General features: G+C 70.5%; 13 protein-coding genes. 4 read left to right on the top strand and 9 right to left on the bottom strand.

Translation table 11 applies throughout. From position 1 onward, the window contains the following. Window positions 1-13 precede the first annotated feature (13 nt). The gene (locus CXQ92_RS02560) at window positions 14-2059 is read right to left on the bottom strand and encodes a S9 family peptidase (RefSeq protein WP_104165013.1); all 2046 of its coding nucleotides are present in this window, start codon (window positions 2057-2059) and stop codon (window positions 14-16) included. 71 nt (window positions 2060-2130) lie between these two features. Between CXQ92_RS02560 and CXQ92_RS02555 the strand changes: the two genes are divergently transcribed. The 4 genes from CXQ92_RS02555 to CXQ92_RS02540 all read left to right on the top strand — a co-directional run bounded on the left by CXQ92_RS02555 (window position 2131) and on the right by CXQ92_RS02540 (window position 5161). Continuing rightward, window positions 2131-3021 (top strand): putative RNA methyltransferase, encoded by an 891-nt coding sequence (locus CXQ92_RS02555; RefSeq protein WP_104165011.1) that lies wholly within the window; start codon window positions 2131-2133, stop codon window positions 3019-3021. 102 nt (window positions 3022-3123) lie between these two features. Then, window positions 3124-3600: an NfeD family protein gene (locus CXQ92_RS02550; RefSeq protein ID WP_104165010.1), complete on the top strand. Its 477-nt coding sequence runs from the start codon at window positions 3124-3126 to the stop codon at window positions 3598-3600. 74 nt (window positions 3601-3674) lie between these two features. Further along, the gene (locus CXQ92_RS02545) at window positions 3675-4607 is read left to right on the top strand and encodes an SPFH domain-containing protein (protein ID WP_104165008.1); all 933 of its coding nucleotides are present in this window, start codon (window positions 3675-3677) and stop codon (window positions 4605-4607) included. Between the two features lie 206 nt (window positions 4608-4813). Further along, on the top strand, window positions 4814-5161 hold the full coding sequence (locus CXQ92_RS02540) for an RNA polymerase-binding protein RbpA (RefSeq protein WP_043445375.1): 348 nt from the start codon (window positions 4814-4816) through the stop codon (window positions 5159-5161). A gap of 68 nt (window positions 5162-5229) precedes the next feature. Here the strand turns inward: CXQ92_RS02540 and CXQ92_RS02535 are convergent, their stop codons facing one another. The 8 genes from CXQ92_RS02535 to CXQ92_RS02500 form a co-directional block, all read right to left on the bottom strand. Next, complete coding sequence (locus CXQ92_RS02535) at window positions 5230-5955, bottom strand: polyprenol monophosphomannose synthase (protein WP_104165006.1); 726 nt, start codon at window positions 5953-5955, stop codon at window positions 5230-5232. Between the two features lie 419 nt (window positions 5956-6374). Next, a complete protein-coding gene (locus CXQ92_RS02530) occupies window positions 6375-8015 on the bottom strand; it encodes an amidohydrolase (protein WP_104165004.1) in 1641 nt (546 codons plus the stop codon). 48 nt (window positions 8016-8063) lie between these two features. Beyond that, complete coding sequence (locus CXQ92_RS02525) at window positions 8064-10886, bottom strand: RNA helicase (protein WP_104166650.1); 2823 nt, start codon at window positions 10884-10886, stop codon at window positions 8064-8066. 101 nt (window positions 10887-10987) lie between these two features. Continuing rightward, a complete protein-coding gene (gene tatC / locus CXQ92_RS02520) occupies window positions 10988-11773 on the bottom strand; it encodes a twin-arginine translocase subunit TatC (protein ID WP_104165002.1) in 786 nt (261 codons plus the stop codon). Between the two features lie 69 nt (window positions 11774-11842). After that, window positions 11843-12235 (bottom strand): Sec-independent protein translocase subunit TatA, encoded by a 393-nt coding sequence (gene tatA, locus CXQ92_RS18580; protein WP_258069673.1) that lies wholly within the window; start codon window positions 12233-12235, stop codon window positions 11843-11845. Between the two features lie 37 nt (window positions 12236-12272). Beyond that, window positions 12273-12635, bottom strand: coding sequence for a hypothetical protein (locus CXQ92_RS02510; RefSeq protein ID WP_104165000.1), 363 nt, complete (start codon window positions 12633-12635; stop codon window positions 12273-12275). A 9-nt stretch (window positions 12636-12644) separates the two neighbouring features. Next, window positions 12645-14633, bottom strand: coding sequence for a YafY family protein (locus CXQ92_RS02505; protein ID WP_104164998.1), 1989 nt, complete (start codon window positions 14631-14633; stop codon window positions 12645-12647). Window positions 14634-14753: 120 nt separating this feature from the next. Continuing rightward, the gene (locus tag CXQ92_RS02500) at window positions 14754-15149 is read right to left on the bottom strand and encodes an FKBP-type peptidyl-prolyl cis-trans isomerase (RefSeq protein WP_104164996.1); all 396 of its coding nucleotides are present in this window, start codon (window positions 15147-15149) and stop codon (window positions 14754-14756) included. Between the last annotated feature and the right edge of the window lie 12 nt (window positions 15150-15161).

Genomic DNA, 15161 nt, shown 5'->3' with positions numbered 1-15161 from the left:
CCGGCCCGCACTCCTACCGGTCAGCGACGACCGGAGGGTTCGCCGTCGTGGGCAGGTACTTCGCCCACCAGCGGAGGATGTGCTCGAAGCGCTGCCTACGGTGCCACGGCGACCCCGACCGGGACAGCTCGTGCGTCTCCCCCGGGAACACGAGCAGCTCCGTCTCCACGCCCTGCTTCTTCAGGGCCGTGTAGTACCGCTGGGCCTGCTCGATCGGGCACCGCAGGTCCTCCTCGGAGTGGATCACGAACGCCGGCGTCCGCACGTCGGCGATCTTCGCGAACGGGTTCTGCCCCGCGACGTGCGCCGGATCGGTGCCGGTGTACTCCTCGGAGAAGAACCAGCCGATGTCGGACGAGCCGACGAAGGACGGCGGATCGAGGTAGCCCCGCTCCACGATGGCCGCCCGGAAGCGGTGGTCGTTGGCAATGGTCCATGCCGTCAGGTAGCCCCCGTAGGAGCCGCCCATGACGCCGAGCCGCTCCCTGTCCAGGGCTTCGAAGTCGGCGAGCGCGCCGTCGACGTAGGCGAGGACGTCGTCGAGGTCCACGGTACCCATGGCCTCCTTGATCACGCGTGCGTGGGCCTGGCCGTAGCCGGACGCACCGCGCGGGTTGCACAGCAGGACGGCGTAGCCGGCTGCCGCGTACACCTGGGCCTCGTCGAAGTACCCCCAGCCGTACTGGGCGAACGGTCCGCCGTGGATGACGAGGAGCACCGGGTGCGGTCCCTCGCCCTCGGGCAGGACGACCCACCCGTGCACAGGGGTGCCGTCGGGCCCGGTGTAGGTGCGTTCCTGCAGCTCGCCGACGCGCGTGTCGGCGCGCAGGGCGGCCGAGAAGTCGGACACGGTGCGCAGGGAGCCGCCCTCGACGACGGCGACGTCCCCGGACGTCCCCGGGTCGGTGTAGGAGACGACGACGGTGCTGCCGGTCGATGCGGCCCCGTCGACGACGGTGGGCCCCGTGACGAGGGTGTCCGACACCCCGCCGGCGGAGACGCGCAGGAGTTCCCCCATCCCACGGGAGCGGTTGAACACGAGCACGGAGTCGGGGCCGTCCGGCATGATCTCCTGGACGTCCCCGAAGTCGATCGTCTCCGGATCGCTCAGCCGCCGGACGTCCTGCGGGTCCCCCAGCGGCAGGACGTAGAGGGCCGTGTTGCGGGCGACGAAGTCGAGGCCCGACGGCGACAGGTCCGTGGCCAGGAAGAACAGCGAGGTCCCGTCGGCGCTCGGACGCGGTGCGCCGCAGCCTAGGCGCGTGTCCCCTCCCTGGTTCGTGAGCTGCCGGGAATCCCCGCCGTCGAGGTCGATCGAGTGGACGTCGGTCACGAGCGTCAAGTCCGCGTCCGGCTGGAGTGCAGCGGTGAAGAAGATCCTGCGGCCGTCCGCGGAGAAGACGGGCTCCACGTGGTCGGCGTCGGCCGTGGTGAGCCGGGTCGCCTTCGGGACGGCGCCCTCGTCCTCGAGGGCGCCCGGGCCTTCCTTGTGCTGCTCCTTCAGGCGGCCCACCGCCGCGACGAAGGGTTCCGCATCCGGATGGGGTATCGCCACCGAGAACAGCTGCGAGCGCTTGTCCGTGACGTAGCCGAGGCCGTTCATCCGGTACTTGTACTGCGTGACCAGGCGCGGATCCTCCAGCCCGGCACCGACGCCGTCGACCGTCCCGTAACGCCCGTGCTCGGGCACCCGCGCGGCGAAGACCACCGTCCGCGAGTCGGGGGAGATGTCGAACCGGCCCACCCCGAGGGGCTGGTCCGTCACCTGAACGGGCTCCCCGCCCGAGGCACGGACGGCGAACAGCTGGGTCTTGCCCTCCGGTACCGCCCGGAGGAACAGGAGGAGCTCGCCGTCGGGCGAGTAGCGCGGTTCGGTGTCGCGGAAACCGCGGGTCAGACGACGGCGGGGGCCGCCGTCGAGCGGGATCTCCCACAGCTGGCCGACGTAGGAGTCGGCGCGGAGGTCCGGGCGGGTCGCGGCGACGACGAGCCGTGTGCCGTCCGGGTGGAGGGTCGGGGCGCCGGTGGTGGTCAGGAGTTCTATCTGGTCAGGTTTCACCCTCCCGATCAGACCCGAAACAGTGGCCTGAGTCAACGGGTAAGCCGCGGTCCCCTGCCTAGGATGGGACGATGCCCGCACTCCCCCCGCACCTCCTGACCTGCCCGGTCTGCACGCGCGCGCTGCAGGACGTCGGCCGCACCCTGGCCTGCGAGCACGGACACCGCTTCGATGCGGCACGCCAGGGCTACGTCAACCTGCTGACCGGCAAGGGCTCCCCGTTCGAGGGTGACACGGCCGAGATGGTCGAGGCCCGGGAGGCGTTCCTGGGCTCGGGCCACTATGCGCCGCTGCGCGAATCGGTGGTCGCGGCCGCCGTGCAGGGCGCAGGGGCGCCGGCGGTGGCGCTCGACGCCGGGGCGGGGACGGGCTACTACCTGGAGGGCCTCGCCGCGGCGGTGCCCGGTCTGTTCCCCGTCGCGCTCGACATCTCGAAGATCGCCCTCCGCCGCGCGGCGAGGCGCCTTCCGGGCGGCGTCAGCATCGTGTGGGACGTCTGGCGACCGCTCCCCCTGGCCGACTCGTCGGTGGACGTGCTCCTCAACGTCTTCGCGCCGCGGAACGTCGGAGAGTTCGTGCGGGTACTGGCACCCGGCGGCCGCCTCGTGGTCGTCACCCCGCGGCCGGGTCACCTCGCCGGCCTCGAGGAGGTGGGGCCGCTCCTGTCCGTGCCGGCCCAGAAGGCCGACGACGTGCGGGCGGCCTTCCACGGCGCCCTCGTGGAGACGCGACGCGAGGACCTCGACTACACCATGACCCTGCCGCGGGACCTCGCCCGCTCGGCGCTCGTGATGGGCCCCGCCGCGCACCACCCGGGCGCGGCGGGCACGACGACGCCCGACGGGCAGCGCGCCCCGGTGGAGGTGGCTGCGCGCTTCACCGTGCAGGTCCTCGCCCTCGCCGGACGGGCCGGGGGCGTCGAGGGGTGCGGTACCCTTCCCGCCGACGGCACGGATGGGTAACAACTCCGCGATCGGGGCCACCGATCCCTAGGTTATGGCGGACCCGTTTGCCATGATGGGAACAGCGCTCCGATCAGGTGCGCCAAGGGGAGGGATTGCTCGATGGACTGGATGATCGCCAACGGCTGGATCTTCTGGCTGGTCCTGTTCCTGGGACTGGCCGTGGTGGAGACCCTCACCCTCGACCTGCTCTTCATCATGCTCGCCGTCGGAGCGATGGCTGCCCTGGTGGCCTACTTCATGGGCGCGGGCCTCGTCCTCCAGATCGTCGTCTTCGCGGTCGTGTCCCTCCTGATGATCCTGCTCGTCCGGCCCGTGGCGGTCCGCCATCTCAAGAGGGGCCCGGAGGACCAGCTGAACAACATCGACCGCCTCGTGGGTGCCGCGGCCGTCGCCCTCGAGCCCGTGACCGCGCACTCCGGCACCGTGAAGATCGGCGGGGACACCTGGACGGCGCGGTCGGCCGACGGCGCCTCCCTCCCGGTCGGGGCCCGCCTGGCCGTCGCGAGGATCGACGGCGCCACGGCCGTCGTCGAGCCCGCATCCGAGCGCCCCGCCCCTCCGGTCGCCGAGCCGTGAACGCGCGCCGCTAGCTGTCACGCTCTCCGGCCGGACGGCCGGGCGGAGCGCACCCACCACAACAAAGGGGATACATGAACGCCTCCGCAGGAACGATCGGGGTCACCCTCCTACTGATCGTCCTCATCATCTTCGTCCTGGTCATCCTCGTGAAGTCCGTGCGGATCATCCCGCAGGCGCGCGCGGGAGTGGTCGAGCGCCTCGGCAAGTACCAGCGGACGCTGAATCCCGGACTCACGATCCTCATCCCGTTCGTGGACCGGCTCCTGCCGTTGCTCGACCTCCGCGAGCAGGTCGTCTCCTTTCCGCCCCAGCCGGTGATCACCGAGGACAACCTGGTGGTGTCCATCGACACCGTGGTGTACTTCCAGGTCACCGACCCCCGCGCGGCCACCTACGAGATCGCCAATTACATCCAGGCCGTCGAACAGCTGACGACGACGACCCTCCGGAACGTGGTCGGCGGCCTGAACCTCGAAGAGGCCCTGACCTCGCGCGACCAGATCAACGGCCAGCTCCGCGGCGTCCTCGACGAGGCGACGGGCCGGTGGGGGATCCGGGTGGGACGCGTGGAACTCAAGGCCATCGACCCGCCCCACTCCATCCAGGACTCCATGGAGAAGCAGATGCGCGCCGAGCGTGACCGCCGCGCGGCCATCCTCACCGCGGAGGGCACCAAGCAGTCGCAGATCCTCACGGCGGAAGGCCAGCGCCAGGCCGCGATCCTCGCGGCCGAAGGCGACGCGAAGGCGGCGATCCTCCGGGCGGACGGCGAGGCCCAGGCCATCCACAAGGTGTTCGACGCCATCCACAAGGGGAATCCGACGCAGAAGCTCCTCGCCTACCAGTACCTGCAGACCCTCCCGAAGCTCGCCGACGGCTCCGCGAACAAGCTTTGGATCATCCCGAGCGAGGTCGGCGAGGCGCTGAAGGGCATCGGCAACGTCCTGGGCACCACCACACCCGACTCGCCGTCCGACGGACCGGAGCTCGCGACCCGCACGTGAGCGGCTCCCCTGTATAGTTAGATGTTTACCCGTGCGCCCGCAGGAACAACACCGAGGCGCGCGGTGTTATGCAGACAGCTTCCGCGTCGCCTTCCGGCGGCGACGGTCCCGGCCTGTGCCGGCGGCACGGACCGGTCGATACGTCCGGTGAAACAACAGCGGCAATGGTCCCCGGCGACGGGGGCAAGGGTGACTAGGAGAACAACATGAGCGATCGCAGCCTGCGCGGCATGCGCCTCGGTGCGCAGTCGATGGAAACGGAGTCCGGCGTCGAGCCCGCTCCCCGACAGCGCGTGGAGTACCGGTGCGAGGACGGCGAACGGGTGTTCGTCACGTTCTCCTCCGAGGCCGACATCCCGGCGACCTGGGTCTCGAAGACCGGCAAGGAAGCCCTCCTCGTCGACGGCGAGAAGCCCGACACCTCGAACGACAAGCCGGTGCGTACCCACTGGGACATGCTCCTCGAGCGCCGTTCGGTCGAGGAACTCGAGCAGATCCTGCAGGATCGCCTGACGATCCTCCGCGAGCGTCGCGGTGAGCGCCGGTCCGCCTAGGCCGCACACGCTCCGAAGGGAAAGGCACCCGCCGCGGCGGGTGCCTTTCTTGTGCTGTCGTCCCGGTCTCAGGCCCGGCCGCTGAGCTTCGCCCAGCGTGCCCGGAGGCCCCACCGGGTCACGTTGGCGATCGCCTCGACGACGATGTTCCCGCTCATCTTGGAGTCCCCGAGCTCCCGCTCCACGAAGCTGATCGGTACCTCGACGATGGTCAGGCCCAGGCGCGCGACCCTGAAGGTCATGTCGACCTGGAAGCCGTAGCCCACCGAGTCCACCGCCGCGAGGTCGAGCGCCTCGAGCGTGGAGCGCCGGAACGCGCGGAAGCCGGCGGTGATGTCGCGCACCGGCAGGCCCAGCATGAGCCGCGAATAGGTGCTTCCACCGCGCGAGAGGAGTTTCCGGTGCAGGGGCCAGTTGACGACGCTGCCGCCGCGGACCCAGCGGCTGCCGATCACGAGGTCGGCCCGGTGCACCGCGTCGAGGAGGCCCTGCAACTGCTCGGGCCTGTGGGAGCCGTCGGCATCCATCTCGACGAGGACGTCGTAGTCCCGCTCCAGGCCCCAGCGGAACCCGGCGATGTAGGCGGCCCCCAGGCCCTCCTTGCCCGTCCGGTGCAGCACGTGCACCTGGTCGTCGGCGGCGGCCGCCCGGTCGGCGAGGTCACCCGTGCCGTCCGGGCTGTTGTCATCCACGATGAGCACGTCCGAGGCCGGCACGGCGGCGCGCAGGCGGGCCAGGGTCACCGGCAGCGACTCGATCTCGTTGTACGTGGGGATGATCGTGACGACTCGCACGCAGGTGGGGCCTTTCCATCGGGATGCGCATCGCGCAGGACTGCTCCGGACGCGGAGCCAGTCTGCAAGTATAGGCGACCGGGGCGGCAAGGCCTTCGGGGAGAGCACTCGGGCAGGTCCGCACACCTTCGTACCGGTGCCCGCAGTGTACGGCCATCGTTTTCTACTGGCGTGTGGACCTGCCCTTCGAATGCCGGCTCCGGTGAGATGGGCAACGCGCGCCATAAGAGAAGGCCGATGCGTTGCGCTTTGCGGAGACCAGCCAGGTTCCCTCCCGCAGGAGTTCCTCTAACCCGTTCTCAAGAGCTTACGTGCTGTGGAGGACGTGTCAACAACCCCCTGACCTGCGGAAACGTGTTCCGGTGCAGGTCAGAGGGCTGTTCGGTTCCTCCACCGGATGTGAGGTGGCGGGCGCGGCGTCAGGCGTCCGCGAAGCCCCTGGCGATGTACAGGCGGTGCCCGTCGTGAACGGTTTCCAGGCACTCCGGTGCGTTCTCGGTATCGAGCGCCGGCAGCAGCGGCGTGCCCGCCCGGGGGTCGGTGCTCCAGGACTGCACCCGGTTGTCCGGTGTCTGCACCATCAACTCGTCGACCTTCCAGACCGCGAAGGAAGCGGGGGTCCCCGGCGCGAGCTGTCCCATCAGGGGGCTGCGTCCGGCGAGCCGCCAGCTCGCGCGCGTGTGGGCGATGAACGCGGCACGCGCCGAGATGGTCTCCGAGGCGTTGCTGTGGCGGAGGCAGGCCCGCACCGAGGCCCAGGGGTCGAGCGGCGTGACCGGGCTGTCGGAACCCAGTGCCACGAGCACGCCCGCGGACAGGAGCGAGGCGAAACGGTTCATGCCCGTGCGCCGCTCCCCCAACCGCTGGGCGTACAGGCCGTCCTCGGCGCCCCAGAGAGCGTCGAAGGCCGGCTGACCGCTGACGGCCACGCCGTAGTGCACCAGGGAGGCGATCGCGGCGTCGTCGGCGAGTTCCACGTGCTCCAGGCGGTGGCGGGCGCGGCGGACCTCGTCCACACCCAGTTCCCGTGCTGTCCGCTCGAGACCCTGCAGGACGACGTCGAGCCCGGCGTCCCCGATGACGTGGAAGCCGGCCTGGACCGTCTCGGCCGTCGCGGCGAGCAGGTGACCGGCGACGTCGTCCGCGCTGAGGTAGAGGGTGCCCCGGCTCCCGGGCGCGTCGCCGTAGGGGTCGCGGAGGGCCGCGGTGCGGGAACCGATCGACCCGTCGACATTGAGGTCCCCGGCGAGACCCGCGAGGCGTCCGCCGAAGCCCAGCATGAGCTCGCGCACCTCCTGCCGCGAGGACGTCAGCTGCGCCCAGTAGGGGATGACCTCGGGCAACGGCAGCTCGCGTGCCGGGCCGTCGATGGAGAGCAGTGTCTCCAGGTCCTCGAGGGGCGCGATGTGCGGGGCGGCCATCTCCGTGAGTGCGACGTAGCCGCGGGAGGCGGCATGGAGCAGGGCCGCCTGCTGGTACGTGCGCCGCTGCTCCGCCGACAGGCTCCGGGTGGCCCGGCGGGCGGCTTCGTGGGCGTCCCGGACCACGAAGCCGTCGTCCCAGCCGTCCGTGCCCGCGAGGCCGAGGCCCGCCGCCAGCGCGCCCGAGACGGCGGCCGAATGGATGTCGGCGCGCACGAGGTAGACGAGGGCGCCGTCGCCGGCGCGATCGAGCTCCGCGGCGGTCGGCACCCGGTTCTCCGGCCACCGGGACTCGTCCCAGCCGAACCCGAGGATCGTGGAGGCGCCGGAGGACGCCGCAGCCGACACGGCATCGAGCAGTTCCTGCAGTGAATGGCACCCCGTGAGGTCGATCGATCCGAGGGCGATGCCCGTCTCGGTGGTGTGCGTGTGTGCGTCCACGAACCCGGGGGCGATGAGGGCGCCGTCGAGGTCCACGGTCCGGACGCCCGGGCCGGTGAGGTTGGCGGCGGCGTGCTCGGTTCCGACCCACGCCACCGTCCCGCCGTCCACGAGCATGGCGGTGGCGAAGGGGTCGGCGGGGCTGTAGACGGACCCGTTGCGGTACAGGACGGGCGTGGGGCGCTCAGGAGTTGGCATGGAGGTGCTGGGTGGCTTTCTGTGGAGGGCGTGTCCGACGGCGGGGACTCACTCGCTGATGTTCGAGTATGCCACCACGCCCCGACGGACCAGGGCGATCGCGCGCTTGCAGGTCTGCTGCAGGTTCCCGGGGAGGTCGGGCACCTTCGCGAGCTGGTCGAGGAGGTCGATGACCTGCTTGGACCAGCGCACGAAGTCACCGGCCGCCAGTTCGGTCCCGCTCAGGGCGGCCTGGAGGGACCGGCCCTGCGCCCACTTGAACATCGGCCACACGAGCGAGAGCTCCGGTTCTCCGGTGACGGGGAGCCGGTGCTGCTCCTCGACGTCGTTGAGCTGCGACCACCGGCGGATGATCGTCTCGACGGACCCTTCCAGCGCCACGCTCGGCATGACCGGGCGCAGGCCCCGTTCCTCGCGCTTGGCCTGGTACACGAGCACGGTGATGACCGCGGCGAGCTCGGCGGCGTCGAGGTCGCTGAACGCGCCCTCCTCGATGCACAGGGCGATCAGGAGGTCCTTCTCCCCGTAGATCCGCCGGAGCTTCTGGCCGGAGGCGCTGACGACGACGCCGTCGTCGGTGTATTCGAGGTAGCCGTAGTGCCCGAGGACCTCGGAGACGCGGTCGAAGGTCTTGGCGATCGTGTTCGTGCGGCCCCGGATCTGGCCGGCGAGCCTGTCCGTCTCGCGGCGCAGCTTCCCCCAGCGCTCGGCCCAGCGCGCGTGCTGTTCGCGTTCGCTGCAGCCGTGGCAGGGATGGGCGCGGAGTCGGCGACGGAGGTCCGTGATCGCGCGTTCCTCCGCGGCTGCCGACGCCGAGTACCCGGCGGACACCCGGTCGGCACCCTGGCGGGGCGGCCGGTTCTCCTGCAGCGCATTCCGGAGGGACGAGGTGAGGTCGCGCCGGTCCTTCGGGCTGCGCGCGCTGAAGTGCTTGGGGATGCGGATGCGGGAGAGCACCTCGACGGGCCCGTCGAGGTCCTGCACGCCGACGCGGCGGATCTGCGTCTCGAGCGTGAGGACCGTGGGGCGGGGTTCCCTCGACGTGTCGCCGTCCAGCACCACGGCGAACCCCTGGCTGCGCCCGCCGGGCACGTCGATCACGTCCCCGGGCCGCAGGGATTCGAGGGAGGACTCGGCCGCGGAGCGCAGCGTCCGGGACCTGTCCCGGGACGCCCTCGATTCGAGCTCGGACAGTTCGCGCCGCAGGTTCGCGTACTCGCGGAAGTCCCCGAGGTGGCACGTCATGGACTTCTCGTAGCCCTTGAGCGAATCCTCACGGCTGCGCACCTGCTTCGCGAGCCCCACCACGGAGCGGTCCGCCTGGAACTGCGCGAAGGAGGTCTCGAGGATCTCCCGGGACCGTTCCTGTCCGAACTGGGCCATGAGGTTGATGCTCATGTTGTAGGTGGGGCGGAAGCTCGAGTTCAGCGGATAGGTGCGCCGTGAGGCGAGGCCCGCCACCGCTCCCGGGTCCGTACCGGGCTGCCACAGGACGACGGCATGGCCCTCGACGTCGATGCCACGCCGCCCGGCCCGGCCCGTGAGCTGGGTGTACTCCCCCGCCGTCACGTTCACGTGGGCTTCACCGTTGAACTTGTCGAGCTTCTCCAGCACCACGGTGCGGGCGGGCATGTTCACGCCGAGGGCGAGGGTCTCGGTGGCGAACACGGCCTTGGCGAGACCCGCGGCGAACAGCTTCTCGACGATCTCCTTGAAGGTCGGCAGCATCCCGGCGTGGTGGGCGGTGAAGCCGCGGATGAGGCCTTCGCGCCACGTCCAGAACCCGAGGATCTCGAGGTCGTCCCGGGGGATGTCCATCGTGGCGGCGTCGACGGTCTCGCTGATCTCGTCGCGCTCGTCCTCCGTGGTGAGCCACAGGCCGGCGTGCAGGCACTGGGTGACGGCGGCCTCGCACCCGGCCCTGGAGAAGATGAAGGTGATGGCCGGGAGCAGGTCCGAGCGGTCCAGGGCCGCGATCACCTGGGGCCTCGTGGCCCGGCGGACCATCGTCGTCGGGGGCGGCCCGCCCCGGCCGTTGCGCTGCCTGCCGCGCCGGCCGCCGGCACCCCACCCCGCGCGCTGGTTCATCCGGATCTCGCTGCTGGCCAGTTCGAGCAGCTCGGGGTTCACGTCGTACTGGTCGCGGGCGCCGGCTTCCGCCCCGGCGGGCGCCGCCTCGTCGAAGGCGATGTCGCCGGCGAACAGGTCCACCAGGTCGTGGCCCACCATGACGTGCTGCCAGAGGGGAACGGGCCGGTGCTCGGACACGACGACGTCGGTGTCCCCCCGCACGGTGTCGAGCCATGCGCCGAATTCCTCCGCGTTGGACACGGTGGCGCTGAGGGACACCAGCTTCACCTCGGTGGGCAGGTGGATGATCACTTCCTCCCACACGGCGCCGCGGAAGCGATCCGCCAGGTAGTGCACCTCGTCCATCACCACGTACCCGAGGTTGTCCAGGGCGTCCGAATTGGCGTAGAGCATGTTGCGCAACACCTCGGTGGTCATCACGATCACGTCGGCATCACCGTTGATGCTCGTGTCCCCCGTGAGCAGTCCTACGCGGTCGCTGCCGTGTACGGCGGCCAGCTCCGAGTACTTCTGGTTGCTGAGCGCCTTGATGGGCGTGGTGTAGAAGGCCTTGAGGCCGTGCTGCAGTGCCATGAAGACCGCGAATTCGCCGACCACCGTCTTGCCGGCCCCGGTGGGTGCCGCGACGAGCACTCCCCTGTCGGCCTCGAGTGCGGTGCACGCTTCCCGCTGGAACGGATCGAGCTCGAAGTCGAGGGTCTGTTCGAAATGGAACAGCTGCGTCCGGGAGTGGTTCGTGCGGGCCCTTGCAGCTGCGTATCTCTCCGCGGGGGTGTTCATCATTCCAGCCTAGACGCTCCGCAGGTACCGGGCACGCGGTGCCCGGCGGCGGGCCCGGCCGGGGACCTCGCTTGCCGGAGGGCGTTCCCGCGTGCCTCGGCCTAGAGGGCGTCGAGGGGGGTGGCGGTGTCGGCGGTGGCGTCGACGGCGGCCTCGCGGGCCGCGGTGCGGCGGGCCCGCCGCTTGTCGTTGAGCAGGCACAGTCCGATCGCGAGGAAGAACAGCAGCAGCAGTGGCACCGCGAGGTAGAACATGCTCAGCGCGTCTCCGCCGGGCGCCGCCATCGCGGCGAACAGGCAGACCAGGAACACGGTGATGCGCCAGGCCTTCAGGACCTGCCGGCCGGAGATCAGGCCCACCATGTTCAGGCCCACCAACACCACGGGGAGCAGGAACGCGATCCCGAAGGCCAGCATCAGCCGCAGCACGAACGCGAAGTACACCGAGACGCTGATGTAGTTGGAGAAGTCCTCCGGCGTGAACTCGGTCAGCACCCGCACGGCGTTGGGAAGGATCAGCCACGCCAGGGCGATGCCGGCGAGGAACAGCGGGAAGGCGACGGCGATGAAGGCCAGCGCGATCCGGCGTTCCTTGGTCTTCAGCCCCGGCGTGATGAACGCCCACAGCTGGTACAGCCAGACCGGGCTGGAGAGCACCAGGCCCAGGAACACCGAGACCTGGATGAGGAGGTCGAACGGGGAGGCCGCGCTGTCGAAGTTCAGCGACGCCGTGCGGCCCTCCTGCTCGTTGATCGCGATGATCGGGGCGGCCAGGGCGCGCAGGACCGGCTCGTAGACGAAGAAGCCCAGCACGGTCGCGACGATCACCGCGACCGCGGACTTGAACAGCCGGTTACGGGCCTCGCGCAGGTGCTCCTTCAGGGCCATCCGCCCCTCGGGGTTGGCCTTCCTGCCGCGCTTGCGCGCCGATGCGGGTGACACGAAAGGAGATCCTGCCTACTGGCTGGTGTGCGAGCTACCGCTCTGCTGCGACGGACCCGCGGAACCCTGGGCGTCGGTGCCGGCGACCCGGGCATCGGTGGCCGGGGACGTGGTGTGGGGCTGCTGCGCAGCACCCTGCGGCGGGACGGGATGCGGAGCAGGCGCCTGGTAGGTGGGCGTGTAGGTCTGCGCGGTGGTGTGCGGCGCGGGAGTGTTCACCACCCGGCCCTCCACGGGATCCGTGCCGGTCTCACCCGTGTTGTTCTCGTCCTTCATCTGCTTCACCTCGGACTTGAAGATCCGCAGGGACTGTCCCACGCTCCGTGCCAGTCCGGGCAGCTTCGGCGCGCCGAACAGGACGATCGCAAGAACGATGATGATGACGATGTGCCAGCCTTCGAGCCTCATGCCCATTTCCTCTCGTTGGTTCACCCTCGAGTTTAGTTCACAGGTGGGGCATGTCCTGCAGGAGCTGTGGTTGTTCGCGCTCGGCCCGCTTCGCGACGCGGCGCGCGCGGCGGTCGTCGATGCGGCGGGTCCTCGCCAGGTCCCGGGCCGCGCGGACCGTCGCCGGAGCCGTGAAGACGGCCGGGACGGGGATGCCCGGCGCTCCCGGGCGGGCCGCTGCGGCTCCGTCGTCGACAGCGTCGGCGGAGGGCGCGTCCACCTGCAGGCGGTCCATGGCTTCCCCGAATTCACGGAGTGTTCGCATTCCGCGGCGGAAGACGCGGAAGCCGACGACGACGAGGAAGATCACGCTGACGGCCACCAGCGCGACCCACAGCACGATCCACATCCACCAGAGCATGACCCCAGTCTAGGCCAGTGGCTGGTGCGCGCGGGCGGCCTCGAGCCAGCGGAGGGTCTCCTCGCGCAGTTCGGGCGGAGCGATGACCGCCGCCGACCCTCCGAGGCCGGCCACGAGGCCCGGGATCCAGGTGCTGGACGCGATCTTGAGGCGCGCCACCAGTCGGTCCTCGCCGAGCTCCTGCACGGCGTCGGCGTTGTACTGCGCCGCGATCCAGCGGGCCCGGGGCTCGAGCAGCAGCGTGACGGTGAGATCGGCGTCGCCGGAGCGGTAGGGCGAGACGCTCCGGCGGTCCCGGGCGAGGAACTCCTCGTCCAGGGCCGCGGTGGCCGGCTGTTCCGTCAGGGTGGCCCGCTGGATGCGGTCCAGCCGGAAGTTCCTCAGCCCGTCGGAGTCCACGCTCCAGGCCTCGAGGTACCACGTGTCCTGGTGCAGGAAGATGCGGACCGGTTCGAGGAGGCGGTGCGTGATCTCGTCGCGTGTCGGCACGAAGTAGTCCACGTCCACGCGCACGTTCGAGTGCAGGGCGGCCTGCAGGACCTCGAGCGTAGGGTCGACGTCGTCCTCCGTGAGCTTGGTGGCCACGGCCGTCCCGATGCGCGCCGCGTCGCCGGTCGCGGCGGTCAGCTTGGTCTGGGCGCTGACGATCGCCTCGTTGTTCCTCATGCCGGGGAGCTCCCGGAGGGCCTGCAGTCCCACGATCAGGGAGCATGCCTCGTCCATGCTGAGCTTCACGGGCTCGGCGAGGTCGCGCGCGTTGGTGAGGTAGATCCTGTCGTCCTCGATGTTCACGTCCATCAGCCCGTCGGGGTAGTGGCGCGGTCCGCTGACGAACAGCAGGTCGAGGTCCTTGGTGAGTTGGCTCTCGGTCACGTCGAACCTGCGCGCGGTGTCCCCGACGTCCGCCCCCGGATGCGCCAGGAGGTACGGGACGAGGTCGAGCAGGCGCAGCAGGTGGTCCTGGGAGGAGGACTTGCGGCGGGGCGCCGGGCGGGCATGTCCGGTGATCTCGAGGTGTTCGGGCGCCCCGAGGGCCGCCTCGTGGGCCCCGTCGAGGAGCCGGAGGACCTCCGCCGCCAGTTCCGGGGGCTCCTCGACCCGGGCATTGGTGCCCAGCCCCGCGATGGTCGCGGCCATGGGACTCGATGCCGCATACGGCACCCGGAGGACGTCCCACTCCTCCCCCGTCTGCACGATCTCGGTGTCCTTGCGGACGCGCAGCACCTGGCAGGAGCCGGGCCGCGCCGCGATCACGGCGGTGCGGTCGGGTTCGCTGCGCGACAGGGAGGACAGCGTCTGGTTCATGTCGAAGGACGGCGGGACCTCGAACGTCCCCTGCAGGATGACGGGCTCGCCGGTCATGCGTGAGAGGCGGAAGAAGCGCTCGGCCTTGCGGGTGGTGTCGAAGCCGACCACGTACCAGTGGCCGAAGCGCGCGCCCATGCCCCAGGGGTGCACCGTGCGTACCTCCTCACGACCCGTGCTCGCGGCGCGGTACGGGAACCGGAGGGGGGCGCGGGAGGTGAGGGCCTGCCACACGGTGTCCCAGTAGGGCGCGTCCGTGGTGATGCGGGGCTGGATGAGCGGGGTGAGCTCGATGCCGCCGTCGATGCTGCGGGAGCTGAGCTTCCGGAGGGCGCGGGACGCCGCGGAGTCGAGCGAACCCTGGTCCCAGACGCCGCCGGCGAGGTTGAGGACGGCGTACTCCTCGGGCAGGAAGGTCACGCCGCCGAGCCGGTAGTCCTCGGCGCTGATCCGGTACCGCTGCACGGTGTTGTCGTTGTCGAACAGGGCGTCCTCGCTGAAGGCCTCCAGCGGGATGCCCTGCTCGCGCAGGGCGGCCTTGTCGCGGTCGAAGAGCTTCTCGCGGGCCGCGACCGACGTCGCCTCCCGGTACAGGTCGATCTCCTCGAACAATTCCTCCTTCGTGAACCCGCGGCGGCTCGACAGGAGCATGATCACGAGGGTGAGGAGGCGTTCGGTACGTTTTGCGGACACGGTGAAACCCTACCTTCACGGGAGCGGCGGAAGGGACGTACCCCGACCGTGGTCGACGTACGTCCCTTCCGTGTGGTGGTGCGGGGGCGCGGCCGCCGGGTCGCGGCCGCGCGGGTGGTGCTAGCGGACGCCGAGCAGGTCCACGACGAAGATCAGCGCCTCGTTGGGGCCGATCGCCGATCCTGCGCCGCCGGCGCCGTAGGCGAGGTGGGAGGGGATCTCCAGGCGGCGGCGGCCGCCGACCTTCATGCCGAGGAGTCCCTGGTCCCAGCCCTGGATGACCTGCCCGACGCCGACCTTGAAGTCGAGCGGGGCGCCCCGGTTCCAAGAGGCGTCGAATTCCTCGCCCGTGGAGAAGGCCACGCCGACGTAGTGGGTGGACACGGTGTTGCCGGGCTTCGCCTCGTCACCCGTCCCCGTGATGATGTCCTCGATCACGAGGTCGGTGGGGACGTCGTGGGAGGGGAAGTCGATCTCGGGCTTCTGGCGGTCGAATTGGCGGTGGCCGAATGACATGGGTACTCCTCG

Source organism: Arthrobacter sp. SX1312 (assembly GCF_002929295.1).
GTDB lineage: Bacteria > Actinomycetota > Actinomycetes > Actinomycetales > Micrococcaceae > Arthrobacter_D.
Note: the sequence above shows the minus strand (reverse complement) of the source record. Positions and strands in the feature narration are given on the sequence as shown.